This window comes from Pseudomonas sp. SWI7, from assembly GCF_006351945.1.
GTDB classification, from domain to species: Bacteria; Pseudomonadota; Gammaproteobacteria; order Pseudomonadales; family Pseudomonadaceae; genus Aquipseudomonas; species Aquipseudomonas fulva.
In genome coordinates this window covers 3,569,113-3,595,823 of the sequence record NZ_CP040930.1, presented here as the reverse complement: position 1 = coordinate 3,595,823, position 26,711 = coordinate 3,569,113, and the positions used below count along the sequence as shown (strand labels likewise).

The following is a 26,711-nucleotide window of genomic DNA, read 5'->3' as shown; positions in this document are numbered from 1 at the left end:
TCGACGGGTAAAGGTGCGGCCACCTTCCGGCCGATGTGGGCAGTTCGAGTCGAAACAGAGGGTTGAAGTTCCTGAGCTTACGCCCCAGAACGGGGCGTATCGATCAACGGAGGTCAGGCAGCGGTCGGGCGCAGGGAATAGGTTTTCAACTGCGAAGCAAAGTCGCGCAGGGCGTGGATGCCACTGGTCTCGGCCTCGTGTACCCAATCCTTCATGGCGGCAAGCATGTCGTGGCCATTGGCGCTGGTCCGCGCCCAGATCTGCTGCAGGGCCAGGCGCTTCTCGTAAATGGTCTTCAATGCCTGGCTGTGCGCCAGCATGGACTCGATACGGACATGGTGGCGATCCTCCAGCAAGCTGGTTTCACGGGACAGCAGGCGTTTGGCGCGGCGGAAGTGGTGGCTGACCGAGGCATCGACGCGGTCCAGTTCCTGTTTGACCAGCGGGCCGATCACAAGCTTGCGGTACTGGGCCATGATCTGGAAGCGGTTGTTCAGGATGGCCATGGCGGTGTCCATGTCCAGGCTGGCCTTGCCGGCAACGCGGTGGGCGATGGGGGCCACGCGCTGGACCTTGGCCAGGCGCAGCAGGCAGAACAGGCGAATCCACGCCCAGCCCATGTCGAATTCCCAGCGCCTGACCGAAAGCTTGGCCGAGTTGGGGTAGGTGTGATGATTGTTGTGCAGCTCTTCGCCCCCAATGACGATGCCCCAAGGCACCAGGTTGGTCGCCGCGTCGCGGCATTCGAAATTGCGATAGCCCACGGCGTGGCCCAGGCCATTGACCACCCCGGCTGCCCAAAAGGGAATCCACATCATCTGCACGGCCCAGATCGTGATGCCGGCGGTGCCGAACAGCAGCAGGTCGATAAGCGCCATCAGCACGATACCGCCCAGCTTGTAGCGGGAGTAGAGGTTGCGTTCGACCCAGTCGTCCGGGCAGTTCTTGCCGTAGATGCGCAAGGTCTCGGGGTTGCGCGCCTCTTCGCGATAGAGCTCGGCCCCTTTGCGCAGCACCGTACTCAAGCCCTTGTAGACTGGGCTGTGCGGGTCGTCCGGGGTTTCGCACTTGGCGTGGTGCTTGCGATGGACAGCGGTCCATTCACGGGTGTTCTGCGCCGTGGTGAGCCACAGCCAGAAGCGGAAGAAATGCTTGAGCCCGGTGTTGAGCTCCAGCGCACGATGCGCGGAATAGCGATGCAGGTAGACCGTGACGCTGACAATGGTCACATGGGTCATCAACAAAGTGATGCCGACCAGTTGCCAGGCCGACAAGTCGAGCAGGCCGTTGTACCACATAGGCAGAGATACCCTCGAGATTCAGGGGAAAGGTGCGATTATCCCTGGGTCGGGAAATAAAACCAGTCAAAGCTGACCACGCCATGTTTCAGCCGGGCGTCGGTGCCCGGCATACCTTGATGCGCGGCCTTTGCGAAGCGCTAACCGCACGTCGGGCAGCAGAAGCTTTATAATCCCCCAACATTTTTCATGGGCAATTGCACCCGACATGTCTGTTTCCGTTCGCGACGCTTTGCGCATGGCAGCGCTTTATGTGGTGCTCTCGATCCTCTGGCTGGTGCTGGCCGAGGTGGTGCTGCAGAGCATGACTGATGACTCCCTGGCCCTGACCGTGGGGCGTCAGATCAACATCGTGGTCTGGGTGTTGCTCAGTGCCTTGCTGATCTATGTGTCACGCGTGCGGCTGTTGAACTTCATCGGCGCCGGTGCGCGCCTGCGCGGGGAGGACCGTGAGCGCCTGCGCATGGCCGCTGCGGTGTTCGACTGCACCCTGGAAGGCGTCCTTGTGACCGACCGGCAGGGGGTGATCGTGCACGTCAACCGCGCGTTCATGCGCATCACCGGCTATCAGCAGGATGAGGTCATTGGCCAGCGCCCCAGCAAATTCAAGTCGGGGCGTCATGGCGCCGCGTTCTACCAGCAAATCTACGCGGCCCTGACCGAGACGGGGGAGTGGAGCGGCGAGATCTGGAACCGCCGTAAAAGCGGTGAAATCTATCCTCAATGGCAAACCATCCGCGCCATTTGCGATGACGAAGGCGAACTGAGCCATTACGTGGCGGTATTCAGTGACATCAGTGCCATCAAGCATTCGGAGCAGGAGCTGGCCTATCTGGCCCACCATGATCCCCTGACCGACCTGCCCAATCGCCTGTTGTTCACCGACCGGGTCCAGCAGGCGTTGGCAGCGGCCCAGGCCAAGAAGCGCGGTTGTGCGCTGCTGCTTCTGGACCTCGATCATTTCCAAAGCATCAACGACGGGCTCGGCCATACGATTGGCGATCAGCTGCTCAAGCTGGTGGGCGTGCGCCTGGGTGAAGTCGTGAGCAGCGGGGTTACCCTGGCGCGCCTGGGCGGCGACGAGTTCGGCGTCCTGGCCGAGCACTGCCAGGATCTGGGGCAGGCAGCAAAACTGGCCCAGCGCATCATCGAACGCATGCGCGAGCCCTTCCTCTTCGAGGGTCATCGCCTGTTCATCAGTGTCAGCGCAGGCATCAGCCTGTTCCCAAGCGACGCCCTGAGTGCCGAGCAGTTGCTACGCAATGCCGATTCGGCGCTGTACAAGGCCAAGACCAACGGCCGCGCCTGTTATGCCCTGTACACCGAAGAGCTGACCGCGCACGCCCAGTTGCGTGTGGAAACGGCGGGAGAACTGCGCCGCGCCCTCGAGCAGGACGAGCTGCGCGTGTTCTACCAGCCCGTGCATGACCTGGCCTCGGGCAGTCAGGTGGGGGTCGAGGCACTGGTCCGCTGGCAGCATCCCCAGCGGGGCCTGGTGCCCCCCGGTGAGTTCATCCCGATTGCCGAACGCACCGGGCTGATTGCCGAAATCGATGCCTGGGTGCTACGCCAGGCGTGCCTGCAGATGGTGCGCTGGCAGCGAGAAGGCCGCCTCCTGGCATTCGTGGCCGTGAACATCTCGAGCCGGCTGTTTGGCCAGCATGAGCTGTACCGGCAGGTGGCCGATGTGCTGCACGAAACAGGCCTGGCGCCAGCGCTGCTTGAACTGGAGGTGACGGAAAGTGCGGTGATGGAAGATCCGGAAGTGGCCCTGGAGCAGCTTCACCGTCTGCGCGAGCTGGGTGTGACCTTGGCCATCGATGATTTCGGCACCGGCTATTCCTCGCTGTTACGCCTCAAGCGCATGCCCGTGCAAAAGCTCAAGATCGACCAGGGTTTCGTGGCCGGGCTGCCGTGCGATGAAGATGATGTCGCGATCGTGCGGGTAATCATCGCCCTGGCCCGCAGCATGGGCATGCAAGTGCATGCCGAAGGCATCGAGCAGCAGGAGCAGGCCAGCTTCCTGCTGCAGGAGCAGTGCCAGCTGGGGCAGGGCTATTGGTTCGGCCGGCCGGTCGCCGCAGAACACCTGCGCTGGGAATAAGGCCAGGGGCTGGCTTGGCGCCAGCCCGCACCCTGCGCTCATCGCTTGTTCAACCCTCGGGCCAGCCGGTCGCCACCCAGCTGGATCAGTGCCACCAGGGCCACTAGCATGGCGATCACCGTTAGCATGATCTGGCTGTCGAAGCGCTGGTACCCATAGCGGTAGGCGATGTCACCCAACCCTCCGGCACCGATGGCGCCTGCCATGGCGGATGAATTGATCAGCGTCACCAAGGTGATGGTGAAGCCGCCGACGATGCCCGGCAGGGCTTCTGGCAGCAGCACGTGCCAGACGATGTGCCAGCGTCGGCATCCCATGGCTTGGGCCGCCTCCACCAGGCCATGGTCGACCTCACGCAGGCTGACTTCGGCGATGCGAGCGAAAAAGGGCGTAGCTGCGATGGTAAGGGGCACGATGGCCGCCCAGACCCCATAGGTAGTGCCGACCACCCACCGCGTGAAGGGGATCAGGGCAACCATCAGGATCAGAAACGGCACCGAGCGGAACAGGTTGACGAAGGCGGCCAGCACCCTGTTGAGCAGCGGTGCTGCATAGATGCCGCCCCTGTCGCTGGTCACCAGCATGACGGCCATCGGTACGCCCACCAGCAAGGCGATCAGCGAAGAAACGCCGACCATCAACAGCGTGTCGAGCAAACCCTCCAGTAGACGATCAACCCACATGGCCCAGCACCTCCACGTCTTCGGCCCAGCGCCGAGTGCGCTCCAGGAGGCGGCTGGCGTCATGGGGCGAGTGCTGCACCGAAACGATCAGTTGCGCCAGTGTACGCGCGCCGATGGACTGCACACCCCCTTGCAGCAGCCGCACACGTCCGCCCAACTCGGCGAACAACGCCGTCAGATCGGGCTCGCCGAACGCTGTCAGCTTCAGCACGATAGCGCTGTCGGGGCTCGATGGGGCAGCCTTGATGTCCGCGGTCAGGGCTTCTGGCAACGTGGGTTGCAGCGGCGCCAGCAACGTGCGCGTAGTAGCGTGCCGCGCCGCGCCGAACACCTGCCAGACCTCTCCCTGCTCGACCAATTGGCCACGCTCCAGTACCGCAACCCGGTGGCAGGTGTCGCGCACCACGGCCATTTCATGGGTGATCAGCACGATGGTCAGGCCCAGGCGTTGGTTGATGTCGCGTAGCAGCCCCAGAATCGAGGCGGTCGTCTCCGGGTCCAGCGCCGAGGTCGCTTCGTCGCACAGCAGGATGCTTGGGTCGTGCACCAGGGCGCGGGCAATGCCCACGCGCTGCTTCTGGCCGCCGGACAGCTGCGCAGGATAGACGTCGTGCTTGTCCTCGAGGCCAACCAGTTGCAGCAGCTCGCGTACCTTGCGCTGGCGCTGCGCCTTGGCAACGCCGGCCACTTTCAGGGGCAGTTCGACGTTCTGCCACACGGTCTTGGCTGACATCAGGTTGAAGTGCTGGAAAATCATGCCGATGTTTCGGCGCAACGCCACCAGTGCCTCCTCGTCGTAGCGGGCAATGTCCGCCTGGTCGATCAGCACCCGGCCCTGCGTAGGCTGCTCCAACCGGTTGATGACGCGCAACAGCGAGGACTTACCCGCCCCGCTGCGGCCGATGATGCCGAAGATTTCACCGCGCCGGATGTTCAGGTCGATGCCTTGCAACGCCGGCTGGCTCTGACCTGGATACGTCTTGCCCAACCCGATGAACCGCACATGGGCTTGGCTGACGTCGGGGCGCAGGTTCACGTGTTCAGCCTGACGCGGTGGGGCAGGGGATTCGAGTGCTCGTGCAGTGGACTGGCTCATCGCTGTCACTCCCAACCGGCCTGGTAGAGCGTGCCATGAGCCTTGTCCAAGGCCGCGCGCACGGCCGGCGAGTGCTGGTAGATGTCGACGAACTTGGCCAGGCGAAGGTCATTCCTGCTCTGTGGGCGAATGACGAACTGAATCACGTATTCCTTGTTCTCCAGACCATCGAAAAGCAGGGCCGAGGTGGCGTCAAAACTGTTGGCCAGCCGAATGTAGGCGGGGTAGCCCTGCACCAGGTCCGCGTCGTCATACGCCCGTACCAACTGGACCGCTTCGACCTGAATGATCTTGAGCTTCTTCGGGTTGGCCGTGATGTCCTGTTCTGTGGCCTTGTAGCCCACGCCAGGTTTCAGCGTGATCAAGCCGGCCTTGGCCAGCAGTTGCAGGCCTCGCCCGCTGTTGATCGGGTCGTTGGCGATTGCGACGCTCGCCCCTTCGGGCAGGTCGGCGAAGCTTTTGTAGCGCTTGGAATACAGGCCCACGTTGTTGATGATGCCTGGGGCGTAGGGCACCAGATCGAAACCGGCAGCAGCCTTGGCGTTTTCCAGAAAGGGAATGTGCTGGAAGTAGTTCACGTCGATGTCGCCACTGTTGAGGCTGACATTGGGCGCTATCCAGTCGCTGAATTCGATGAGCTTCACCTCGAGCCCCTGCTTGTGCGCCTCTTCGACGGCGGCTTCCAGCGGGATGGCGAAGGCTGACGTGGTGCCGATCTTCAGCGGCTGATCGGCCAGGGCTGCGCTCGAGAAGCCCAAGGCAATAACGACGGCCGCAACGGGACGAATTAGTTTTTCAAGCATGGTGCAGGGCTCCGGTGAAAGCGGGGGCAGGCGCAAAGCGGTAGGCCGAGCCAGGATGGTCGGCTGGCAGGTAGGGATGGTCGGTTGCGAACAGCTTTTCGCGCAGCGTGCCGCCGGCGTAGGCGGTCTTGTAGCGGCCGCGCGCCTGTAGCTGCGGAATCACCAGGTCGATGAAGTCCTCGAAGCTTTCCGGTGTAACGGTGCGGGTCAGGTTGAAGCCGTCCAGGCCGGTTTCATCGGCCCACGCAATCAGCTCATCAGCCACTTGCGCGGGGTCGCCGATCAAGGTGACGTAGCGGCCACCCAAGGCGTGCTGTTGCAGCAGGCGACGTCGGGTCCAGGCGTTGTCCTGTAGCTGGCGGGTAGCCGACTGGATGGCGTTGCCTTGGCTAAAGGCAATCGGCTCGTCCAGATCAAAGGCCGCAAAGTCGATGCCAGTGGAGGCAGCGAAATGCGCGACGCCGGCTTCGGGGCTGGCATGGCGCAGGTATTCAGCGTGCTTGGCCAGGGCTTGTTGCTCGGTGGGCGCCACGATCACCGTGATGCCCATGAAGACCTTGACTGCCATTGGGTCGCGACCCGCAGCTCTGGCAGCGGCGCGCACCTTGTCCACCTGGGCGCGGGTTGAAGCCTTGTCCTGGCCGCTGATGAACACACACTCGGCATGGTTGCCCGCAAACGTCAGCCCGCGCGGCGAGCTGCCAGCCTGAAACAGCACCGGTGTCCGTTGTGGCGACGGTTCGCACAGGTGGTAGCCCTCGACATGGTAGAACTCCCCGTGGTGGCGAACCTTGCGCACTTTGTCGGGGCGCGCGTAGATGCGCTGGCCGCGGTCAGCCAGCACGGCATCGTCGGCCCAACTGCCCTCAAGCAGCTGGTACAGCACCTTGAGGTATTCATCGGCCTGGTCGTAGCGACGGTCATGCTCGGGCTGCTGGGTCAGGCCCATGGCGCGCGCAGCGCTGTCCAGATAACCGGTGACGATGTTCCAGCCGACTCGCCCATTGCTCAGGTGATCCAGGGTCGAGAGGCGGCGAGCGAAGAGATAAGGCGCTTCATACGTGAGGTTGGCCGTGAGGCCGAAACCGAGGTTGCGGGTAACGGCGGCCATGGCGGACACCAGCAGCAGAGGGTCGTTGACCGGCAACTGGATGGATTCCTTCAACGGCACCTCTAGCGACTGGCCGTAGACATCGTAGGTGCCGACGATGTCGGCAATGAACAATCCGTCGAACAGGCCCCGCTCCAGCAGGCGCGCCAGGTCGGTCCAGTATTCGAGGGTCTTGTACTGGGTCGAAGTATCGCGCGGGTGCGTCCACAGGCCATGGTTGATATGCCCCACGCAGTTCATGTTGAAGGCATTGAGCAGGATCTGCCGGGCCATCAGAGGGTCCCCCGGCGCGGTGGGTTTTGCTCGTTGAGGTAGTAGTTGCCGATGGCGTGGTACTTCCAGCGCACTGGGTCGTGCAATGTGTGCACCCGGGCATTGCGCCAGTGGCGGTCGAGGTTGTGTTCGGCCAGCGTGGCTTGACTGCCACCGAGCTCAAACAGCGTGGTGCCGGCGGACAGGGCGATTTCGGTGCTGATGGCCCGTGCCTCTGCCACGGCAATGGACGCTGCGGCTACGGTTTCGGCCGTGCTGTCGTCACGCGCGCTGTCTAGGTAATGGCCTGCGCGTTCGAGCAAGGCTTCGGCAGCGTGCAGGCGGATGGCGAGTTGGCCGAAGTGCTTGACGGTCAGCGGATCGTCGCTCGCCTGCTCGACGCCTGAATCCACCCATGGCCGGCTGCGGGTCCGCACGAAATGCAAGGCGTCCTCATAGGCTGCACGGGCGATGCCGGTATCGATGGCCGCATGAAGAATTTGCGCCAGCGGGCCTACCGGGGTAGGGCGCTCGAACACGCTCTGAAACGGTACGACGTCCTGTGCGCTGACAGGCACGTTATCGAACACCACCGAGCCGCTGCCGGTGGTGCGCTGGCCGAAGCCACTCCAGTCGTCGATCACTTGCAGGCCGGGGCTGTCGGCAGGCACGAATGCCAGGTGCTGGACGCCTTGGTCATCGACCACCGAGGTGGGTATGCGCTGGGCGTATAGCGCACCCGTGGCGTAGAACTTGCGGCCATTGATGCGAAAGCCTTCGCCTTCGCGGCTCAGCCGTGTGGTGCGGTCATTGGCTGTTTTGGTGCCCAGTTCTGCCAGGGCATTGCCAAACCGCCGACCTGCCAGCACCTCGGCGTACAGACGCTGCTGCTGCTCGGGCGTACCGTTTACTCGTAGCACTTCCAAGGCATAGAAATGGTTTTGCGGAATCTGCCCGAGCGAGCCGTCGGCCTGCGCGATGAGGGCGATGACCTTGGCCAGGGTGACGTTGGATACGCCCGCCCCGCCGTAGGCCTTGGGGACGCTGATACCCCACAGGCCCGAGCGTGTGAACAGCGCCAGCTCAGGGTGTGGCAGACGCCGTTCACGGTCGCGCGCCGCGCTGTCGGGGCGTAGCTGTCGGGCGATGTCCAAGGCAACGGCCAGGGCTTCGCCGTCGCTGGTAATGATGCGTGTGGTCATGGTGTGTCTCCGGTGCCCCGGGCCGCGCAGCGGCCCAGGAGGCTACCAATCAGATCCAGGAATGCCGCGCGGGCAGGGTGCCGTTGAGGTGGTACGCGCCAACCGCGTGGTATTTCCAGCGCACCGGGTCGTGCAGCGTGTGCACGCGTGCGTTGCGCCAGTGGCGGTCGAGGTTGAACTCGGCCAGGGTGGCGCGGCTGCCGGCGAGTTCGAACAGTTTCTCGCTGGCCTGCAGGGCAATCTCGGTGGTCAGTACCTTGGCCTCGGCCACCGCAATCGACGCGCGGGCGGCCGACTCGGCATCCACCGTGCCGGCGTTGACCTCGTCCAGCACCTGCCCGGCCCGGCGCAGCAGCGCCTCGGCGGCATGCAGTTCAAGCTTCAGGCGGCCGATGTCTGCAATGACATAGAGGTCGTCGCTGGCGCGGTCTACCTGGGCTTCGATCCAAGGGCGCGACTTTGTGCGCACGAAAGCAATGGCGTCATCGATGGCGGCCTCGGCAATGCCTGCGTCAATGGCCGCCTGGATGAGCTGCGAGGCGGCGCCCTGGGTATTGGGTACCTCCCGCTGGCGCCAGTTGTCGATGACCAGATCTGCTTCTACCGGAACGTCATCGAGCAGTACCGTGCCGCTGGCCGTGGTGCGCTGACCGAAACCCGACCAATCGTCGACGATGCGTAGCCCGGGTGTGCCGCGGCGCACGAAAGCCAGGCGCTGGCGACCTTCCTCATCCAGCGCCTTGACCGCCACCCAGTGGGCGAACAACGCCCCGGTGGAATAGAACTTCTCACCACTGATGCGATAGCCGTCACCTGCGCGGTCGATGCGTGCCTTGAGGGTAAGGGTGTCCTTGGTTCCGCGCTCCGGGCCCGCATTGCCGATGCGCCAGCCGTCCAACACGCTGCGAAACAGCACCGCCTGTTGCGCCGGCGTGGCTGTCAGACGCAGCAGTTGCAGCATGCCGAACTGGTTCTGCGGGATCTGCCCCAGTGCGGGGTCGGCAGCGCTGATCAGGCGGAACACTTCGGCCACGGTTTCAAACGATACCTCGGGGCCGCCGTAGGCCTTGGGAACGCTGATGCTTCCCAAGCCACTGCGGGTGAACAGTTCGATCTCGGCCCAGGGCAGTTCGCGTTGCTGATCCCGACGGGCAGCGTGTTCGCGCGCGACAGCGGCGACTTCACGCGCAGCCTGCAGCGCTTGGGCATCGCTGCGCAGGACCTTGGCTGGCAGCACGGGCGGTGCGCTGTCGAGCACGCTGCGGGGGGGAATAAGGGCTTGGCTGGACATCAGTGCCGCTCCTTGGCTGCACGCAATGCCCTGGCGTTATGCACTGGGGTGATGGTGATCCTGACCATTGCTGACCTCACATGTGGGTTATGCCGCTACAGCTGATCGCGACAGACGTATGCTGGTCCGGTGGTCCGGTATATATACCGTAAAGGTTTATAAAATATTTATGAACTAACGGTTTGGAATATATATAGAAGCGTGTCGCCTGCCACCAGGCGACATGGATTCAGGCGTGAGCTCAGTGACGGCTGTGCTTTTACAATGCGGGCTGGCTTTGCCGGCTTACTCAGAAGCAGCCGTGCCCAGAAACTTGCGCAGAAACTGCCGCGTGCGCTCCTGTTGCGGCGCCGCGAACAAGGCTTTGGCCTCACCTTGCTCCACGATCACACCCTTGTCGAAGAAGATGACCCGGTTGGCCACGTCGCGAGCGAAGCTCATTTCATGGGTAACGATGATCATGGTGCGTTTTTCTTCCGCCAGGCTGCGAATGGTCGCCAGTACCTCGCCTACCAGCTCCGGGTCCAGGGCCGAGGTGGGTTCATCGAACAGAATCACCTCCGGCTCCATGGCCAAGGCACGGGCAATGGCCACCCGCTGCTGCTGGCCCCCGGACAGGCGACGCGGGTAGGCGTCTTCCTTGCCTGCCAGGCCCACCTTGGCCAATAGACGCCGGCCAAGGTCCACCGCTTGGTCGCGCGGTGTTTTCTTGACGATCACCGGCCCTTCGATGACGTTCTCCAAGGCCGTGCGGTGGGGAAACAGGTTGAAGTTCTGGAACACGAAGCCTGCCTGTTGGCGCAGGCGACGTATCGCGCTGTGTTGCGGGCCGAGGGGCCGGTCGGCATCGATGCTGATGGCGCCGATCTTGATCTGCCCGGCATCGGGCGTTTCCAGCAGGTTCAAGCACCGCAGGAAGGTGGTCTTGCCCGACCCGCTAGGGCCGATGATCGCCACCACTTCACCTGGCTGCACCGTCACATCGATGCCATCGAGCACGGTCAGGCCCTTGAAGCGTTTGGTCAGGCCTTTGACTTCGATCATGCTCAGTGCTCCTGGTCGTGTTGGTTGACCCGCGCTTCCATGCGGTTCTGGAAGTGGGCCAGGATGCTGCACAGCACCCAGTAGACCACGGCCACTGCCACGTACATGGTGAACACCTCGAAGGTACGTGCCGTGATCAACTGGGCCTGACGGAACAGCTCCGGCACCTGGATGGTGGCGGCCAGCGCAGTGTCCTTGACCAGCGAGATGAAGCTGTTGCCCAACGGCGGCAACGCCGTGCGCAGCGCCTGGGGCAGGATCGCCCGGCGCATGGCCTGCACGCGGGTCATGCCGATGCTGGCTGCTGCTTCCCACTGCCCACGGTCGATGGAAGCGATCGCGGCGCGCAGGATCTCGCAGATGTAGGCGGCCATGTTCAATGACAGCCCGATCAGCGAGGCGGGGATCGGGTCGAGCTCGATACCGATCTGGGGCATGCCGAAGTAGATGACGAACAGCTGCACCAGTAGGGGCGTGCCACGGAAGAACGATACGTATATCCGTGCCAGCCAGTTGAGCGGCAGCACTTTGGACAAACGCATCAACGCCAGGGCAAAGCCCAGCACCAATCCGAAGAACATGCCCCCTACGCTGAGCAGCACGGTGTAACCCGCACCCTTGAGCAGAAAGGGTGCGGAGTCGGCGACCAGTTGCAGGCTTTCAGCGATCATCGGGTGACGTCAGCACCGAAGTACTTTTCGGACAGCTTGGTCAGCGTCCCGTCCGCCTTGAGCTTGTCGATGGCCTTGTTGATGGCGTCCAGCAGTTCAGGTTCGCCCTTGCGCATGGCAACCCCGCTCTCCAGTCGCGAGAACGCATCGCCCGCCAGTTGCGTATCCTTGGCTTTCTGCGCGTATTCAAGTGCAGCCAGGCGATCGATCAGGATGGCATCGATGCGGCCGTTGCGCAGGTCGGCAAACTTGCTGGGGTCGTCTTCATAGGTACGCACTTCGGCCTTGGGCACATCCTGTTTGACCCATTGCTCGTAGTTGGTACCCAGGCCTACACCGACTTTCTTGCCTGCCAGGTCCTGAGCGCCCTTGATGCCGAGCTGGTCAGCCTTCTTCTTCAGCACCAGCGCCTGGATACCCGAGACGGTATAGGGTTCGGAGAAATCGTATTTCTTCTTGCGCTCCTCGGAAATCGTGACCTGGTTGACGACGATGTCCAGCCGCTTGGATTCCAGCGCAGCCAGGATACCGTCCCATTTGGTCGGCTGGATCTTGGCCTTTACGCCGAGCTCCTTGGCCAGCAATTCGGACAGCTCCACTTCGAAGCCGGTCAGCTTGCCGTTTTCATCCTGGAAGCTGAAGGGTGGGTATGTGCCTTCAAGGCCGACGTTGATCACGCCTTTTTCCTGGATGGTCTTCAACTCTTCGCCGGCAAAGGCCTGGCCAAGCAGGCCTGTGCCCAGCAGCAGGGCCAGGCTGGCATTGAGTAGCGGTTTGGCGAACTTCGACATGTCTGAGCCCCGAGCGTGTTGTGAATGAAGTGATGGCGACTATAGGGTTGGATGCGCAGCGCAGGAAATAGTCAAAAATTATCGCACTTTGCCTATTTATGCGTTTGGAAATTGTCCATTGATCTTGAGGGTAGGCGAGGCTGGCATGGCTGTCATTGCCCTGGCGGTCCAATCCAGTGTCAGGAAAGAGGGTGAGGCCTGTTCCAGGGCGCTTGCCCGCAAAATGACGGCATCGACAATAGAACAGATAGCCTAGAAGGCAGGAGAACACACCGTGAGCGAACAACCCGCCTCCGGGCACTGGCAACTGCAGGGAATCGTGGCCGGCTTGCGCGGTGCCCGTGAGCAATGGCGCACCCGCAATGGCCGCAGCAGCGGCGAGCAAGGTGGCCGGGAGCTGCCCTCGCGCGAAGCGGTGCGACAGATCCTTGAACAGCTCTGCGGCGCGCTGTTTCCCATGCGCCTCGGGCCAGTGGACCTGCGCGAGGAGAGCGAGGATTTTTATGTCGGCCACACCCTGGACGCCGCGCTCAATGCGTTGTTGGTGCAGGCGCGCCTGGAACTGCGCTACGCCGCCCGGCAAGGCAAGGAGGACCTGGCGGGTGTCGACGCCCATGCCCTGAAGCTGATCCAGGGCTTTGCCGCAGCGCTGCCGGGCATGCGTGTACTGCTCGATACCGACGTGCTGGCGGCCTACCACGGCGACCCGGCGGCACGCAGTGTCGATGAAGTGCTGCTGTGCTATCCCGGCATCCTGGCGATCATCCATCACCGCCTGGCCCATCACCTGTACACGGCCGGGCTGCCACTGTTGGCACGAATCAGTTCTGAGCTGGCCCACTCGGCAACGGGTATCGATATCCATCCTGGGGCCCAGATCGGCCCAAGCTTCTTCATCGACCACGGTACCGGCGTGGTGATCGGCGAAACCGCGATCATCGGCGAGCGCGTGCGGATTTATCAGGCGGTGACCCTTGGCGCCAAGCGCTTCCCGAGCGATGAGTCCGGCACGTTGCACAAGGGCTTGGCCCGTCACCCGATCGTCGAAGATGACGTGGTGATCTATGCCGGCGCTACCGTACTGGGGCGTATCACCATCGGGCAGGGTTCCACCATCGGTGGCAACGTCTGGTTGACGCGCAGTGTGCCGCCGCACAGCAACATTACCCAGGCCAACCTGCAGCTCGATTGTCAGGACAAACAGTGATCCTGGACGGTGCCTTGGGTAGGCACCAGACCGTCACATGCCCCTTTGCAGCCAGGGGTCGACAGGGCAAGTAAGGCTGCCCAAACAGTACTTCCAGGGCATTACCAATCGGCGCTCCAATTAGCAATGAGGCTCAAACCATGTTTAACTTGAACGCTTGTTCAATTAAAAAAACGCTGGTCCGCTGCCGGTGTTCATCAGGAGGATTCCTTTGCTGAACCCGTTAATTATGCGTCTTTCGTCCTTTGACGAGGTGCACACGCCATGAGTGCACCGACCCCTTCGCTTGCCCCTGGCAAGATCCGCATGAACCCCCCGGTGTTCTATTTTGCGGCAAGTTTCATCCTCATCTTTGGCCTTGTGGTCATCATCAACCCGGAGAGTGCAGGCCAGTGGTTGCTGGCGGCGCAGAACTGGGCTGCCAACACGGTAGGCTGGTACTACATGCTGGCGATGACGCTGTATCTGGTCTTCGTGGTGGTCACCGCCGTATCCGGCTACGGCAAGATCAAGCTCGGTGCCGACCACGACGAACCCGAATTCAGCTACCTGTCATGGGCGGGCATGCTGTTCGCTGCGGGGATCAGCATCACGCTGTTCTTCTTCTGCGTCTCGGAACCGCTTACCCACATGCTGCAACCGCCCCAGGGTGAAGGGGGTACGGCTGAGGCGGGTCGGCAGGCGATGCAGATCCTGTTCCTGCATTGGGGCCTGCACGGTTGGGGCGTCTTTGCCTTCGTCGGCATGGCGCTGGCTTATTTCGCCTACCGGCACAACCTGCCGCTGGCCTTGCGCTCTGCGCTCTACCCGCTAATCGGCAAGCGCATCAACGGGCCTATCGGCTATGCGGTCGACGGCTTCGGCATCATCGCCACGGTATTCGGCCTGGGGGCCGACATGGGCTTTGGCGTGCTGCACCTCAACGCCGGCCTGGATTACCTGTTCGGCATCAGCCACAGCCAGTGGGTGCAGGTGGTGCTGATCACGCTGATGATGGGCGCGGCGGTAGCCGTGGCAGTAGCCGGTGTGGAAAAAGGCGTACGGGTGATGAGCGACATCAACCTGTTCCTGGCCTGTTCGCTTTTGCTCTTCGTGTTGTTCGCAGGCCCCACCCAGCACCTGTTCAATACCCTTATCCAGAACCTGGGTGACTATTTGGGTGCCTTGCCGCGCAAGAGCTTCGATGTCTATGCCTATGGCGATAACCGTGAGTGGCTGGGTGGCTGGACGGTGTTCTACTGGGCCTGGTGGATCGCGTGGGCGCCGTTCGTGGGCTTGTTCATCGCGCGCATCTCCCGTGGGCGGACCATTCGCGAGTTCGTCTTCGGTGTGCTGCTGATTCCGCTTGGCTTCACCCTGGCGTGGATGTCGATCTTCGGCAACAGCGCACTGGACCAGGTCATCAATCACGGCATGACCGCGCTGGGCCAGGCCGCGTTGGACAACCCGTCCATGAGCCTGTACCTGCTGCTGGAGACCTACCCGTGGAGCAAGGCGGTGATTGCCATGACGGTGTTCGTCAGCTTCGTGTTCTTCGTGACGTCGGCAGACTCCGGTACCGTGGTGCTGTCCACGCTGTCGGCGACCGGCGGCGATGCAGACGAGGACGGCCCGAACTGGCTGCGCATCTTCTGGGGCGCCATGACGGCACTGGTGACCAGTGCCTTGCTGTTCGCCGGCAGCATCGACTCGCTGAAGTCAGCGGTGGTGCTCACCTCGTTGCCCTTCTCGCTGATCCTGTTGTGCATGATGTGGGGGCTGCACAAGGCCTTCTACCTGGAGTCGCAGCGCCAGATCGCGCAGATGCATTCGCTGGCTCCCTTCGCCCAGTCACGCCGAGGCCGTGGGGGTTGGCGCCAGCGCTTGAGCCAGGCGGTGCATTTCCCTTCGCGGGACGAGGTGTACCGGTTCATGGACGATGTGGTGCGCCCGGCCATTGCCGATGTGCGTGAGGTGTTCGAGCAGAAAGGGCTGGTGCTGATCACCCAGGACGACCCGAGCCATGACAACGTCAGCTTGAAAGTCGGCCATGGCGATGAACAGCCGTTCATCTACCAGGTGCAGATGCGCGGTTACTTCACGCCCTCGTTCGCCCGTGGTGGCCTGGGTGCCCATGAGTTGAAGAACCGTCGCTATTACCGGGCGGAGGTCTACCTCAGCGAAGGCAGCCAGAATTACGACCTGGTGGGCTACAGCAAGGAACAGATCATCAACGACATCCTCGACCAGTACGAACGGCACATGCAGTTCCTGCATTTGGTGCGCTGATCGACCCGTCCTGGAAGGGCGAGCCTCATGGCTCGGCCTTCCAGGATCGCCCCGCCTCTCTCCGACTAAGCGCCTTCCGGCTAATAGGGCGCATCGCCCAGAATGGTTGCCCTGTGCATCACCCGCCGGTTCGGCCGGTAGTCGTCCACTGCGTAATGCTGGGGGACGCGGTTGTCCCAGAACGCTACGTCGTTTTCCTGCCAGCGCCAGCGGATCGTGAACTCTGGCCGGGTGGCATGAGCGAAAAGAAGCTTCAGCAGTGCCTCACTTTCCGATTCGCTCAATTCATTGATGCGCGTGGTGAACCCCTCATTGACGAACAGTGCCTGGCGCCCGCTGGCTGGATGCGTGCGTACCACCGGATGAGATAAGGGTGGGTTTTCACGCCGGGTCTGCTCCCAGCGCGCCAGATCCTGCGGAGTTGTGCCAAAGCGCTCCAACGGGAATGACTTGGTGAAGTCGTGGGTCGCCGTCAGCCCGACCAGCATCGCCTGCAGCGGCGCTGACAATCCCTCGAAAGCTGCAATGCCACTGGCCCACAGGGTATCGCCGCCATAGGCCGGCAAGTGCTTGGCACTGAGCACTGCGCCCAGGGCCGGTGTCGGCAGAAAGGTCACGTCGGTGTGCCAAACGGCGTTGTCACGGACGTCAGTGACCGCAGTATCGAGCACCAGCACCTGGGGCGTATCGGGTACGTTGGGGTAGATGGGGTGGATGTGCAGGTCGCCAAAGCGGGCGGCAAAACGCGCCTGCTGGGCGGGGGCGATGGGCTGGTCGCGGAAGAACAGCACCTGATGGCGAAGCAACGCGTGTTCTATGGCGTCGCGCACCTCGTCGCTGATGTCGCGGGCAAGGTCCACGCCGCCGATCTGTGCGCCCAGCGCCGGGCTGAGTGGGGTAATGGTCAGGCTCATGTCGGTCTCTTCAGGCAGGCGCCCTTGCGGGCGCACGAGCGGTAGGGTTCAGTGGCTTTGCCCGTGCCAGGGCACCAGTCGGCGTTGCAGCGCGCGTAGGCTCATCTCCAGCGCGAACGCGATCAGCGCGATCAGCAGGATGCCCAGCACCACCACATCGGTGACCAGAAATTGCGCGGCCGACTGCACCATGAAGCCAAGGCCGCTGGTGGCGGCGATCAGTTCGGCCGCTACCAGCGTCGACCAACCGACGCCCAGGCCAATCCGAATGCCTGTCAGAATGTCGGGCAGCGCACTGGGCAGGATCACGTGACGAATCAGCTGGGCCCTGGTCGCACCCAGCGATTGCGCGGCTCGCAGCTTGGCCGGGTCGGTGGTGCGCACGCCCGTGGCAGTGGCGATGGCGATGGGCGCGAAGATCGCCAAGTAGATCAGCAGCACCTTCGACAGCTCGCCGATCCCGCACCAGATGACGATCAGCGGCAAGTAGGCGAGCGGGGGATAGGCCGGTAGAACTCGATCAACGGGTCGAAGATGCCCCGTGCCACGCGGCTATAACCAATGGCGATACCTATCGGGATGGCCGTGAACACCGCGGCCAGCAGTGCTGTGCCGATACGCCCGAGACTGGCGCCAAGGTGCTGCCACAGGCTGGCATCCATGTAGCCCTGGGTGAGCAAGACCCAGGCTTTGGCCGTGATGTCAGCAGGCGAGGGCAGAAACAGGGGCTCGACCCACCCGGCAGCCGTGACCAACCACCAGGTCAGCACTAGGCTGGCCAGGGTCAATGCGCTGATCCAACGGGTGGGCAGCAAGCGAGCCCCGCTGGCGGCAGGTGCTGATTGAACAGTGGGCTCACTGGCCGCTGGTATATCAATGCTGCTCATGCGCGCTCCTGGGATTGACGGTGCGAAAAGACCCGGGCCAGCACATGCTCGCGCGCTTCGATGAAGCGCGGGTCGGACTTGATCGCCCGCGCCGGCTCGCCGTTGGCGTAACGCTGGCCGAAGTCCAATTGAAGCCGCTCGACGATGCGCCCTGGGCTGGGTGCGAGCAGCACCAACTCAGTGGCGAGAAACACGGCCTCCTCTATGTCATGGGTGATCAGGAACACAGGTTTGTCGGCGCGCTGCCAGATATCCAGCAGCAGCGTCTGCATGTGCTCGCGGGTGAACGCATCCAGGGCACCGAACGGTTCATCCATCAGCAGTACGCCAGGGTCGGCGGCCAATGCACGGGCCAGGCCCACGCGCTGCTTCTGGCCGCCTGAAAGCTGCCATATGCGCCGCTCGGCAAACTCTGCAAGGTCTACCAGGGCGAGCATCTCGCGGGCTCTGGCTTCACGTGCCGCGCGTGGCACGCCGGCCAGTTCCAGGCCGAAGGCGACATTGCCCAGCACGTTCTGCCAGGGCAGTAGGGCATCATCCTGAAAGACCACGCCACGCTCGGCCCCTGGCCCCTGCACGGGCACGCCGTCGAGCGTGATGCGTCCCGCGCTGGGGCTGACGAATCCTGCGATCAGGTTCAGCAACGAGGTCTTCCCGCTGCCCGAGGGCCCAAGCGCCACCAGCAACTGCCGCGGCCCTACGCTCAGGGTGATGTCGGCCAGCACCGGGCTCGCGGCACCAGGGTACTGTGCGCTGATGCGCTCCAGTTCGAGCAAGGCCATGTCAGGCTCCTGTCATTGTCTGCAAATTCAGTGGGGGAGGTACTGGGCACTGACGTAGGGGCTGTAGTCCGGCAGTACGGCCTCGACCTTGCCTTGCTGCTTGAGGAACGTGGCCGTGTCGGTCAGGGCCTGGGTAGTGGGCGCACCCAGGGCGCTGGCCTGGTCTGCGGCCAGCGGGTAGACGTTGCCTTGCAGCAACACCGGGATGTCCGAAGGCTTGGCGCCGGACAGCTTGGCCAACTTGGCGACGTTGTCCTGGTTCGCCAGCCAGGCTTGCGGGTCCTTTCGGTAGTCGGCATACGCCTGCAGGGTGACCTGCGCGAAGGCCCTGACCACGTCGGGGTGCTTGGATGCGAAGTCCTTGCGCACGATCCAGGCGTCGAAGGTGGGGGCCCCTGCCTTGCCCAGCTCGCCCGAGGTGATCAGCACCTTGCCGGTTTCCTTCGCCACGCCCAGCGCAGGATCCCAGACATAGGTGGCGTCGATGTCGCCACGTTTCCATGCCGCGATGATCGCGGGCGGTGCCAGGTTCACGATCTGCACCTTGGCAGGATCGATGTTCCAGTGCTTGAGTGCTGCCAGCAGGCTGTAGTGCCCGGTTGACACGAAGGGAACAGCGACTTTTTTGCCCACAAGATCCTGGGGTGTCTTGATTTCATCGCGCACCACCAGCGCTTCGCCGGCCCCGATCTGCGTGGCGATCAGGAACGTCTCGATCGGCAGCTTGCGCGTTGCGGCGGCTGCCAATGGGCTGGAGCCCAGATAACCAATCTGCACGTCCCCACTGGCAACGGCGGTGATCACATCGGCACCATTGTCGAACTTGCGCCAGTCGATACTGGCTTTGGTCGCCGTCTCGTAGTCGCCATCGACCTGCGACACCTTGGCAGGATCGACCGTCGTCTGATACGCCACTGTCAAGTCTGACGCCTGGGCCATCCAGCTGGCGCCAGCAAGGGCTAAGGTACTGAGAATTCGCAGGGTGCGGTGCGGGTTCATGGTGAGCTCTCATCGGGTAAAGGATGCATGAGCTAAGGCTAATTGATCTAAAAAACTAAAAATAAATAACTTTTAAGAATTAGCTTAGCGCGTGTTTGGCACCCTTGGTCGATGCTTGACCACGCGCAATGGCGAAATCAGCCGACGCTGCTAGGCTCAGCGTCCCTATAGATCCAATTGGAATGAGGTTATGAGCAAACGATTGCAAATAGCCGGGGGTTATGAGAAACCCACTTGCTACAACAAAATGCAGTAATGGTTCCTTACATATTCCTTAAAAGTCTTACCGATTCACAAAACAGTCATTTTGGATTTATAGGATTGTCATTATCCTGTAGCGCAGGTTGGCGCCTTAGACCAAAGTCGTGAAACGTTTAGAAATGATTGACTAAAGGGTCACGCTTTGGGACTAAATCGCCCATCCACGGTGAGCGGGGCAACAGACCCGGCCGCCTGAGATACACAAAAATTAGAACGTAGAGGAGCAAAGCATGTACAAGTCCAGCCTGGCCATGGCCGTGGCACTGGGTGTTCTCGCCCAACAAGCAGGTGCTGCCGGTTTCGTTGAAGACAGCAAGCTGTCGGTCAGCTCGCGCACCATGTACTTCAATGGCGACAACCGTGACGGCGGCGCCGACAACCGTGAATCGGGCCAGGGCTTCAAACTGGATTACCTGTCCGGTTTCACCCAGGGCACCGTTGGTTTCGGTGTAGACGCCCAGGCTCTGTGGGGCATCCACCTCGATGGCGGCCGTGGCAAACACCCTGACAACAGCAGCTTCTTCCCAAGCGATTCCGACGGCTCCGCCGTCAGCCAGTGGGCTCGCCTGGGTGCCAACGCCAAGGCCAAGTTCTCCAAGACTGAAGTCCATTACGGCAGCGCCCTGGCGCCTAACCTGCCGATCCTGGTCTCCAACGATGGCCGTCTGCTGCCGCAGACCTTCGAAGGTGGCACCCTCCAGTCGAAGGAAATCGACAACCTGACCATCAACGCCGGTCAGCTGACCCACGCCATGGGCCGCGCCTCGAGCAACCGCACCGGCCTGTCGGTCAACGGCGCCTTCCGTGACAGCAACAAGTTCCGCTATGGCGGCCTGGACTACAAGCTCACTCCAGACCTGACCCTGCAGTACTACTACTCGAACCTGGAAGACTTCTACAAGCAGCACTTCCTGGGCGCTACCCACGTCTTCAAGATCGCTGACGACCAGTCGTTCAAGACTGACCTGCGCTACTTCAACAGCAGCAGCGATGGCCGTAACGGTGACTCGGGCTACACCTTCAACAACAACGGCGGCTTTGCCAAGACGCCTGGCGAGGTCGACAACAAGACCTGGTCGGCAATGTTCACCTACACCCTGGGCGGTCACTCGCTCATGCTCGGTCACCAGCGCGTCAACGACGACGGTGGTTTCGTCTGGTTGAACCAGGGTAGCGTGCGCAAGGACGGTTCGCGTTCCTCGCTCGAAGGCGCCGGCGGCGCCAGCTTCTACCTGTTCACCGACAGCATGATCAACCAGTTCGCCAAGGCCGGTGAGAACACCACCTTCGGTCAATACGCCTATGACTTCGCGCGCCTCGGCGTACCGGGCCTGAAGGCTTCGGTTTCCTACCTCAAGGGTGAAGACGGCAAGAACGCCAGCGGCAATGGCCACTTCAGCGAGTGGGAACGTGACGCCCGGATCGACTACGTCATCCAGGAAGGCACGTTCAAAGGCCTGGGTGCGAGCCTGCGCCACGGTGTATACCGCGGCACCGGTGAAAGCTCGTTGGCCGATCAGGACCAGACTCGTTTCATCGTGAACTACACTTACAATTTCCTGTAAGCCGTAGCCACATTAAAGAGCCTCGCCTGATGCGAGGCTTTTTTGTGACCAAAATTTGTTATGCGTAAAAAGCATTAATAAAGCTTTATTTATTCTTTTTAAGGTTGAAGAAATTCAGGCACATTCATTCCACAGGCACCCCAGCACAGGAGCTGCATCCCATGAGCCTCAAACTCGGCGATATCGCCCCGGATTTCGAACAGGATTCCAGCGAAGGCAAGATCCGTTTCCACCAATGGCTGGGCGACAGCTGGGGCGTGCTGTTCTCGCACCCTGCCGACTTCACCCCGGTGTGCACCACCGAATTGGGGCTCACGGCCAAGCTCAAGGATGAATTTGCCAAGCGCGGAGTCAAGGCCATTGCACTGTCGGTCGACCCGGTCGACTCGCATCACCGCTGGATCGACGACATCAACGAAACCCAGCAGACTGTGGTCAACTTCCCGATCCTCGCCGACGCCGACCGCAAGGTGTCCGATCTGTACGACCTGATCCACCCAAATGCCAGCGATACCCTCACCGTACGCTCGCTGTTCATCATCGACCCGAACAAGAAAGTTCGCCTGACGATTACCTACCCCGCCAGTACCGGGCGAAACTTCAACGAAATCCTGCGGGTCATCGACTCGCTGCAATTGACCGATTCGCACAAGGTCGCCACGCCAGGCAACTGGCAAGACGGCGACGACGTGGTGATCGTTTCTTCGCTCAAGGACGAAGAAGAGATCCGGCAACGCTTTCCAAAAGGCTACAAGGCGGTCAAACCCTATCTGCGTCTGACGCCTCAACCGAACCGAGCGTGAATACTGTGTTGCATAGCGCTTAGCCAAGCAGGGATTTTCGGGCCGTTTCGACGGCCCTTTTTTTTGACAAAAAATTGGCCAGTAAATACCTAAATCGAATAAATAAAGAATTAAATATGATTTATAGATATATAAAGATGCTGATAATGTCGTCCTACCGTAACCCAAGGAAGCGCAGCAATGCTGGTCGTATCAATCGGTGGTAGCCCAAGTCCTCGCTCACGCTCAGGCGTGTTGCTCGAACGTTCGCGGCAGTGGCTCGAGCACCGTGGCGTTGAAGTCGTCACCCTGCAGGTGCGCGACTTTCCTGCCGAAGACTTGCTGCATGCCCGCTTCGACAGCCCGCACGTGCAGCACTTCCAACAGTTGGTGGCCCAGGCCGATGGCCTGATCGTTGCCACGCCGGTGTACAAAGCGTCGTTCGCCGGCGCGCTGAAAACCCTGCTTGACCTGCTGCCCGAGCGCGCATTGGCCAACCGGGTAGTACTGCCCATCGCAACGGGCGGCAGCATTGCCCACATGCTGGCCGTGGATTACGCCCTCAAGCCCGTGCTGTCGGCTCTCAAGGCCCAGGAGACCCTGCAAGGGATATTTGCCGACGACAGCCAGATCGCCTATGCCGAAGGCAATAAGCCGGCCCAGCTGGCGCCTGCCCTCGAAGAGCGGCTGCACGACTCGCTGGAAACCTTCCACCTGGCCCTGGCCAGGCGCCCGCGCCCGGTAGCACCCGGTGTGCTCAATGATCGCCTGATCAGTGCTCGCTGGAGCATCTGATCCGGCAAACCCGCTGTATCACCTTACTCGCCCGTCAACGAGGCAAGCAGGTGCAACCCGAACCCCATCGCACAGGAGAGCGCCATGCGCACAATCTTCTTGCGTCGTGGTCTGGTCGCCCTGTTTGCGGCGGCTGTGTCCCTCGGCGCCATCACCCAGGCACAGGCTGAAACCCTGCGCATCGGTTATCAGAAATACGGCACCCTGGTGCTGCTCAAGGCCAAGGGCACGCTGGAAAAGCGCCTGGCCGAGCAGGGCGTGCAGGTGCAGTGGACCGAGTTCCCCGGCGGCCCTCAGCTGCTCGAAGGGCTGAACGTCGGTTCTGTCGACTTCGGCGTGACTGGCGAAACGCCTCCGGTATTCGCACAGGCCGCCGGGGCCGACTTGCTGTACGTGGCCTACGAACCTCCCGCACCCCACAGTGAGGCCATCCTGGTGCCCAAAGACTCGCCGATCCAGTCGGTGCAGGCGCTCAAGGGCAAGAAGGTTGCCCTCAACAAGGGCTCCAACGTCCATTACCTGCTCGTACGGGCACTCGAAGACGCAGGCCTGAAGTACACCGATATTCAACCGGTCTACTTGCCCCCGGCCGATGCGCGCGCAGCGTTCGAGCGTGGCAGTGTCGATGCCTGGGTGATCTGGGACCCGTACCAGGCCGCCGCCGAGCAGCAGCTGCAAGCCCGCACCCTGCGTGACGGCCAGGGCCTGGTAGACAACCATCAGTTCTACCTGGCCACGCGCAGTTATGCGAATCAGCACCCGGCCGTCATCAATACCGTCATCGAACAGGTACGTGCGGTCGGTGAGTGGTCGCAGGCCAACCCGCAGGAAGTCACTGACCAGGTCGCTCCGCTGCTTGGGCTCACGCCGGACATCACCCTGACGTCCGTCAAGCGCCAAGGCTATGGCGCAGCGCCCTTGACGCCGGACGTAGTGGCGGCCCAGCAGAAAATCGCAGACACCTTCCAGACGCTCAAGCTCATACCCAAGCCGCTGCGCATCAAGGACGTGATCTGGACACCCCCGGCCAAGGTTGCCAGTGCACCTTGATTGATCTGCCCGTGCCGGGCCTTCCCCGGCTCAGCTATCCCTTAGGAGACAACTCCAATGAGCCTCAACATCTTCTGGTTCCTCCCCACGCACGGTGATGGCAAATACCTGGGCACCGCGCAAGGCGCCCGGGCGGTCGACCATGGCTACCTGCAGCAGATTGCCCAGGCGGCCGACCGCCTGGGGTTCGGCGGCGTGCTGATACCCACCGGGCGCTCCTGCGAGGATTCCTGGCTGGTGGCCGCCTCCCTGATTCCTGTTACCGAACGGCTGAAGTTCCTGGTAGCCCTGCGCCCTGGGATCATCTCGCCGACAGTCGCCGCGCGGCAGGCCGCCACGCTCGATCGCCTGTCCAATGGCCGGGCGCTGTTCAACCTGGTAACCGGTGGTGATCCGGATGAGTTGGCCGGTGACGGCCTGCACCTCAATCATCAGGAGCGCTACGAAGCGTCTGTCGAGTTCACCCGCATCTGGCGCAAGGTGCTTGAAGGCGAAGAAGTCGACTACGACGGCAAACACATCCAGGTCAAAGGCGCGAAGCTGCTGTACCCACCCATCCAGCAGCCTCGTCCACCGTTGTATTTCGGTGGTTCGTCCGAAGCCGCCCAAGACCTGGCTGCAGAGCAGGTCGAGCTGTACCTGACCTGGGGCGAACCGCCCAGCGCGGTGGCTGAAAAGATCGCCCAGGTGCGCGATAAGGCCGCTGCTCAAGGGCGCGAGGTGCGGTTTGGCATTCGTCTTCATGTGATCGTGCGCGAGACCAATGCGCAAGCGTGGGAAGCGGCTGAAAAACTGATATCCCATCTGGACGACGACACCATCGCTCGCGCCCAGGCATCGCTTGCCCGTTTCGACTCGGTAGGGCAGCAGCGCATGGCCGCGCTGCACAATGGCAGCCGCGACAAGCTCGAAGTCAGCCCCAACCTGTGGGCTGGGGTAGGCCTGGTTCGCGGAGGTGCAGGCACTGCGCTGGTGGGCGATGGCCCGACCGTCGCCGCACGGGTCAAGGAGTATGCCGCCCTGGGCATCGACACTTTCATCTTCTCCGGTTACCCGCACCTGGAAGAGTCATACCGGGTGGCCGAACTGTTGTTCCCGCACCTGGACGTACAACGGCCTCAGCCTGCCACCGGCGGCGGCTACGTGAGCCCGTTCGGCGAGATGGTTGCCAACGACATCTTGCCCAAGTCCGTGGCCCAGCGATGAGGGGTACTGTATGAGTCGCAAAGCCTCGAATACCGTGACAGAGCGCTTGGCGCCCTGGGCGCTGCCGGTACTGCTGCTGGCCGCGTGGCAACTGGCGGTCAGCGCTGGCTGGCTGTCAACCCGCATTCTGCCAGCGCCAAGCGCCGTACTGTCAGCCGGCGTCGACCTGGTACGCAGTGGAGAGATCTGGACGCACCTGGCCATCAGCGGCTGGCGTGCCGGGCTGGGCTTCGTGATCGGTGGCAGCATTGGCCTGGTGCTGGGCTTCATCACCGGGCTGTCCAACTGGGGCGAGCGCCTGCTCGACAGTTCGGTACAGATGATCCGTAACGTGCCGCACCTGGCCCTGATCCCGCTGGTGATCTTGTGGTTCGGCATCGACGAGTCGGCGAAGATCTTTCTGGTCGCGCTGGGCACGCTCTTCCCCATCTACCTGAATACCTACCACGGGATCCGCAATGTCGACCCGGCCCTGGTGGAAATGGCGCGCAGCTACGGGCTTTCGGGGTTCAGCCTGTTTCGCCAGGTGATCCTGCCCGGTGCCTTGCCTTCGATACTGGTGGGCGTGCGCTTCGCACTGGGCTTCATGTGGCTGACCTTGATCGTCGCCGAAACCATTTCGGCCAACGCCGGCATTGGCTACCTGGCGATGAACGCCCGGGAGTTCCTGCAGACCGATGTGGTGGTGCTGGCCATCGTGCTGTACGCCGTGCTCGGCAAGCTCGCCGACCTGGCTGCCCGTGGCCTGGAACGTGTGTGGCTGCGTTGGCATCCGGCTTATCAAGTTGCCAGGAAGGAGGGCGCATGACCGTGCTCAAGGACAATCCGCCACACCTGCTGCGTGGCATTCCATTGGCCGCCAAGGGCCTGCGTAAAACCTTCGGCTCGCGCGAGGTGCTAAAAGGCATCGACCTGCATGTCCCGGCCGGCCAGTTCGTCGCCATCGTCGGCCGTAGCGGTTGCGGCAAAAGTACCTTGCTGCGCCTGCTGGCTGGGCTCGACCAACCAACGGCAGGGCAACTGCTGGCAGGTGCTGCACCGCTGGACGAGGCACGGGAAGAAACCCGCCTGATGTTCCAGGACTCGCGGCTGCTGCCGTGGAAAAAGATCATCGACAATGTGGGGCTCGGCCTGTCCGGCGATTGGCGTGCCAGGGCGCTGGATGCGCTGGAGGCAGTGGGCCTGGCCGACCGCGCCAACGAATGGCCCGCAGCCCTCTCGGGCGGCCAGAAGCAGCGCGTTGCGCTTGCCCGCGCACTGATCCACCAACCGCGTCTGCTGCTGCTGGACGAACCGCTAGGTGCGCTGGATGCACTGACGCGCATCGAAATGCAGCAACTGATCGAGCGCCTGTGGGGCCAGCATGGTTTCACCGTGCTGCTGGTGACCCATGACGTCAGCGAAGCGGTTGCGGTGGCAGATCGGGTGATCCTGATCGAGGACGGCGAAGTCGGGCTCGACCTGACGGTCGACCTGCCACGGCCACGACCGCGCGGTTCGCACCGCCTGGCCGCGCTTGAAAGCCAAGTGCTCAACCGAGTCCTTTCTGCGCCGGGCACTGCGCCCGAGCCGGAGCCTGTTGCCCCCCTGCCCACGCAGTTGCGTTGGGCGCACTGAACCCCCAGAAGCCATCGAAAAGGAAACACTCC

Annotated in this window: 23 protein-coding genes and 1 pseudogene; 10 read left to right on the top strand and 14 right to left on the bottom strand. The window is 62.4% G+C overall.

What is annotated here, in order from left to right:
- Positions 1-113 precede the first annotated feature (113 nt).
- Positions 114-1,298, bottom strand: a complete 1,185-nt coding sequence (gene desA, locus FH041_RS16470; protein ID WP_058604697.1) for a delta-9 fatty acid desaturase DesA — start codon at positions 1,296-1,298, stop codon at positions 114-116.
- Positions 1,299-1,506: 208 nt separating this feature from the next.
- On the opposite strand from desA, the gene dibA reads away from it, so the two are divergent.
- Positions 1,507-3,402, top strand: a complete 1,896-nt coding sequence (dibA, locus tag FH041_RS16465; protein WP_104925695.1) for a phosphodiesterase DibA — start codon at positions 1,507-1,509, stop codon at positions 3,400-3,402.
- Between the two features lie 38 nt (positions 3,403-3,440).
- On the opposite strand, the gene FH041_RS16460 is transcribed toward dibA, so the two are convergent.
- The 9 genes from FH041_RS16460 to tcyJ form a co-directional block, all read right to left on the bottom strand.
- Complete coding sequence (locus tag FH041_RS16460) at positions 3,441-4,085, bottom strand: methionine ABC transporter permease (RefSeq protein WP_027914146.1); 645 nt, start codon at positions 4,083-4,085, stop codon at positions 3,441-3,443.
- Positions 4,075-5,181 (bottom strand): methionine ABC transporter ATP-binding protein, encoded by a 1,107-nt coding sequence (locus FH041_RS16455; protein ID WP_104925696.1) that lies wholly within the window; start codon positions 5,179-5,181, stop codon positions 4,075-4,077. The genes FH041_RS16460 and FH041_RS16455 overlap by 11 nt, the downstream gene beginning before the upstream one ends.
- 5 nt (positions 5,182-5,186) lie before the next feature.
- Complete coding sequence (locus tag FH041_RS16450; RefSeq protein WP_027914144.1) at positions 5,187-5,984, bottom strand: MetQ/NlpA family ABC transporter substrate-binding protein; 798 nt, start codon at positions 5,982-5,984, stop codon at positions 5,187-5,189.
- A complete protein-coding gene (locus FH041_RS16445) occupies positions 5,977-7,368 on the bottom strand; it encodes an LLM class flavin-dependent oxidoreductase (protein ID WP_049696781.1) in 1,392 nt (463 codons plus the stop codon). The genes FH041_RS16450 and FH041_RS16445 overlap by 8 nt, the downstream gene beginning before the upstream one ends.
- On the bottom strand, positions 7,368-8,549 hold the full coding sequence (locus FH041_RS16440; RefSeq protein ID WP_049696780.1) for an SfnB family sulfur acquisition oxidoreductase: 1,182 nt from the start codon (positions 8,547-8,549) through the stop codon (positions 7,368-7,370). The genes FH041_RS16445 and FH041_RS16440 overlap by 1 nt, the downstream gene beginning before the upstream one ends.
- A gap of 49 nt (positions 8,550-8,598) precedes the next feature.
- A complete protein-coding gene (locus tag FH041_RS16435; protein WP_027914141.1) occupies positions 8,599-9,840 on the bottom strand; it encodes an SfnB family sulfur acquisition oxidoreductase in 1,242 nt (413 codons plus the stop codon).
- Positions 9,841-10,125: 285 nt separating this feature from the next.
- Positions 10,126-10,884 (bottom strand): L-cystine ABC transporter ATP-binding protein TcyN, encoded by a 759-nt coding sequence (gene tcyN / locus FH041_RS16430; protein WP_027914140.1) that lies wholly within the window; start codon positions 10,882-10,884, stop codon positions 10,126-10,128.
- Positions 10,885-10,886: 2 nt separating this feature from the next.
- Complete coding sequence (gene tcyL / locus FH041_RS16425; RefSeq protein WP_027914139.1) at positions 10,887-11,555, bottom strand: cystine ABC transporter permease; 669 nt, start codon at positions 11,553-11,555, stop codon at positions 10,887-10,889.
- On the bottom strand, positions 11,552-12,346 hold the full coding sequence (gene tcyJ / locus FH041_RS16420; RefSeq protein ID WP_023535740.1) for a cystine ABC transporter substrate-binding protein: 795 nt from the start codon (positions 12,344-12,346) through the stop codon (positions 11,552-11,554). The genes tcyL and tcyJ overlap by 4 nt, the downstream gene beginning before the upstream one ends.
- A 274-nt stretch (positions 12,347-12,620) precedes the next feature.
- Here tcyJ and epsC point away from each other — a divergent pair, with 274 nt between their 5' ends.
- Together epsC and betT are read left to right on the top strand one after the other, a co-directional pair.
- On the top strand, positions 12,621-13,553 hold the full coding sequence (gene epsC / locus FH041_RS16415) for a serine O-acetyltransferase EpsC (RefSeq protein WP_027914137.1): 933 nt from the start codon (positions 12,621-12,623) through the stop codon (positions 13,551-13,553).
- A 306-nt stretch (positions 13,554-13,859) separates the two neighbouring features.
- Positions 13,860-15,821, top strand: coding sequence for a choline transporter BetT (betT, locus tag FH041_RS16410; RefSeq protein ID WP_165919275.1), 1,962 nt, complete (start codon positions 13,860-13,862; stop codon positions 15,819-15,821).
- A gap of 80 nt (positions 15,822-15,901) precedes the next feature.
- Here the strand turns inward: betT and tauD are convergent, their stop codons facing one another.
- The 4 genes and pseudogenes from tauD to tauA all read right to left on the bottom strand — a co-directional run bounded on the left by tauD (position 15,902) and on the right by tauA (position 19,403).
- A complete protein-coding gene (tauD, locus tag FH041_RS16405; protein ID WP_140174878.1) occupies positions 15,902-16,735 on the bottom strand; it encodes a taurine dioxygenase in 834 nt (277 codons plus the stop codon).
- A gap of 48 nt (positions 16,736-16,783) precedes the next feature.
- Positions 16,784-17,622, bottom strand: a pseudogene (tauC, locus tag FH041_RS16400) (taurine ABC transporter permease TauC).
- A complete protein-coding gene (gene tauB / locus FH041_RS16395; protein WP_028688184.1) occupies positions 17,619-18,404 on the bottom strand; it encodes a taurine ABC transporter ATP-binding subunit in 786 nt (261 codons plus the stop codon). The pseudogene tauC and the gene tauB overlap by 4 nt, the downstream one beginning before the upstream one ends.
- Positions 18,405-18,431: 27 nt before the next feature.
- Positions 18,432-19,403, bottom strand: coding sequence for a taurine ABC transporter substrate-binding protein (gene tauA, locus FH041_RS16390; protein ID WP_028688183.1), 972 nt, complete (start codon positions 19,401-19,403; stop codon positions 18,432-18,434).
- 491 nt (positions 19,404-19,894) lie between these two features.
- On the opposite strand from tauA, the gene FH041_RS16385 reads away from it, so the two are divergent.
- The 7 genes from FH041_RS16385 to ssuB all read left to right on the top strand — a co-directional run bounded on the left by FH041_RS16385 (position 19,895) and on the right by ssuB (position 26,679).
- The gene (locus FH041_RS16385) at positions 19,895-21,229 is read left to right on the top strand and encodes an OprD family porin (protein WP_027914131.1); all 1,335 of its coding nucleotides are present in this window, start codon (positions 19,895-19,897) and stop codon (positions 21,227-21,229) included.
- A gap of 161 nt (positions 21,230-21,390) precedes the next feature.
- On the top strand, positions 21,391-22,032 hold the full coding sequence (locus FH041_RS16380; protein WP_049696777.1) for a peroxiredoxin: 642 nt from the start codon (positions 21,391-21,393) through the stop codon (positions 22,030-22,032).
- A gap of 180 nt (positions 22,033-22,212) precedes the next feature.
- Positions 22,213-22,806, top strand: a complete 594-nt coding sequence (gene ssuE / locus FH041_RS16375) for an NADPH-dependent FMN reductase (protein WP_023535782.1) — start codon at positions 22,213-22,215, stop codon at positions 22,804-22,806.
- A gap of 84 nt (positions 22,807-22,890) precedes the next feature.
- Entirely contained in the window at positions 22,891-23,856 is a 966-nt protein-coding gene (locus FH041_RS16370) for a sulfonate ABC transporter substrate-binding protein (RefSeq protein WP_027914129.1), read from the top strand.
- Between the two features lie 57 nt (positions 23,857-23,913).
- Entirely contained in the window at positions 23,914-25,062 is a 1,149-nt protein-coding gene (gene ssuD, locus FH041_RS16365) for an FMNH2-dependent alkanesulfonate monooxygenase (protein ID WP_027914128.1), read from the top strand.
- Between the two features lie 10 nt (positions 25,063-25,072).
- Complete coding sequence (gene ssuC, locus FH041_RS16360) at positions 25,073-25,870, top strand: aliphatic sulfonate ABC transporter permease SsuC (RefSeq protein ID WP_027914127.1); 798 nt, start codon at positions 25,073-25,075, stop codon at positions 25,868-25,870.
- The gene (gene ssuB, locus FH041_RS16355; protein ID WP_140174876.1) at positions 25,867-26,679 is read left to right on the top strand and encodes an aliphatic sulfonates ABC transporter ATP-binding protein; all 813 of its coding nucleotides are present in this window, start codon (positions 25,867-25,869) and stop codon (positions 26,677-26,679) included. Before ssuC ends, ssuB begins: the two co-directional genes overlap by 4 nt.
- Positions 26,680-26,711 lie beyond the last annotated feature (32 nt).

What these genes read in the sequence shown, in the direction of transcription:
- desA (WP_058604697.1), bottom strand. Translation starts at nt 1,298, where the DNA reads ATGTGGTACAACGGCCTGCTCGACTTGTCGGCCTGGCAACTGGTCGGC.
- dibA (WP_104925695.1), top strand. Translation starts at nt 1,507, where the DNA reads ATGTCTGTTTCCGTTCGCGACGCTTTGCGCATGGCAGCGCTTTATGTG.
- FH041_RS16460 (WP_027914146.1), bottom strand. Translation starts at nt 4,085, where the DNA reads ATGTGGGTTGATCGTCTACTGGAGGGTTTGCTCGACACGCTGTTGATG.
- FH041_RS16455 (WP_104925696.1), bottom strand. Translation starts at nt 5,181, where the DNA reads ATGAGCCAGTCCACTGCACGAGCACTCGAATCCCCTGCCCCACCGCGT.
- FH041_RS16450 (WP_027914144.1), bottom strand. Translation starts at nt 5,984, where the DNA reads ATGCTTGAAAAACTAATTCGTCCCGTTGCGGCCGTCGTTATTGCCTTG.
- FH041_RS16445 (WP_049696781.1), bottom strand. Translation starts at nt 7,368, where the DNA reads ATGGCCCGGCAGATCCTGCTCAATGCCTTCAACATGAACTGCGTGGGG.
- FH041_RS16440 (WP_049696780.1), bottom strand. Translation starts at nt 8,549, where the DNA reads ATGACCACACGCATCATTACCAGCGACGGCGAAGCCCTGGCCGTTGCC.
- FH041_RS16435 (WP_027914141.1), bottom strand. Translation starts at nt 9,840, where the DNA reads ATGTCCAGCCAAGCCCTTATTCCCCCCCGCAGCGTGCTCGACAGCGCA.
- tcyN (WP_027914140.1), bottom strand. Translation starts at nt 10,884, where the DNA reads ATGATCGAAGTCAAAGGCCTGACCAAACGCTTCAAGGGCCTGACCGTG.
- tcyL (WP_027914139.1), bottom strand. Translation starts at nt 11,555, where the DNA reads ATGATCGCTGAAAGCCTGCAACTGGTCGCCGACTCCGCACCCTTTCTG.
- tcyJ (WP_023535740.1), bottom strand. Translation starts at nt 12,346, where the DNA reads ATGTCGAAGTTCGCCAAACCGCTACTCAATGCCAGCCTGGCCCTGCTG.
- betT (WP_165919275.1), top strand. Translation starts at nt 13,860, where the DNA reads ATGAACCCCCCGGTGTTCTATTTTGCGGCAAGTTTCATCCTCATCTTT.
- tauD (WP_140174878.1), bottom strand. Translation starts at nt 16,735, where the DNA reads ATGAGCCTGACCATTACCCCACTCAGCCCGGCGCTGGGCGCACAGATC.
- tauB (WP_028688184.1), bottom strand. Translation starts at nt 18,404, where the DNA reads ATGGCCTTGCTCGAACTGGAGCGCATCAGCGCACAGTACCCTGGTGCC.
- tauA (WP_028688183.1), bottom strand. Translation starts at nt 19,403, where the DNA reads ATGAACCCGCACCGCACCCTGCGAATTCTCAGTACCTTAGCCCTTGCT.
- FH041_RS16385 (WP_027914131.1), top strand. Translation starts at nt 19,895, where the DNA reads ATGTACAAGTCCAGCCTGGCCATGGCCGTGGCACTGGGTGTTCTCGCC.
- FH041_RS16380 (WP_049696777.1), top strand. Translation starts at nt 21,391, where the DNA reads ATGAGCCTCAAACTCGGCGATATCGCCCCGGATTTCGAACAGGATTCC.
- ssuE (WP_023535782.1), top strand. Translation starts at nt 22,213, where the DNA reads ATGCTGGTCGTATCAATCGGTGGTAGCCCAAGTCCTCGCTCACGCTCA.
- FH041_RS16370 (WP_027914129.1), top strand. Translation starts at nt 22,891, where the DNA reads ATGCGCACAATCTTCTTGCGTCGTGGTCTGGTCGCCCTGTTTGCGGCG.
- ssuD (WP_027914128.1), top strand. Translation starts at nt 23,914, where the DNA reads ATGAGCCTCAACATCTTCTGGTTCCTCCCCACGCACGGTGATGGCAAA.
- ssuC (WP_027914127.1), top strand. Translation starts at nt 25,073, where the DNA reads ATGAGTCGCAAAGCCTCGAATACCGTGACAGAGCGCTTGGCGCCCTGG.
- ssuB (WP_140174876.1), top strand. Translation starts at nt 25,867, where the DNA reads ATGACCGTGCTCAAGGACAATCCGCCACACCTGCTGCGTGGCATTCCA.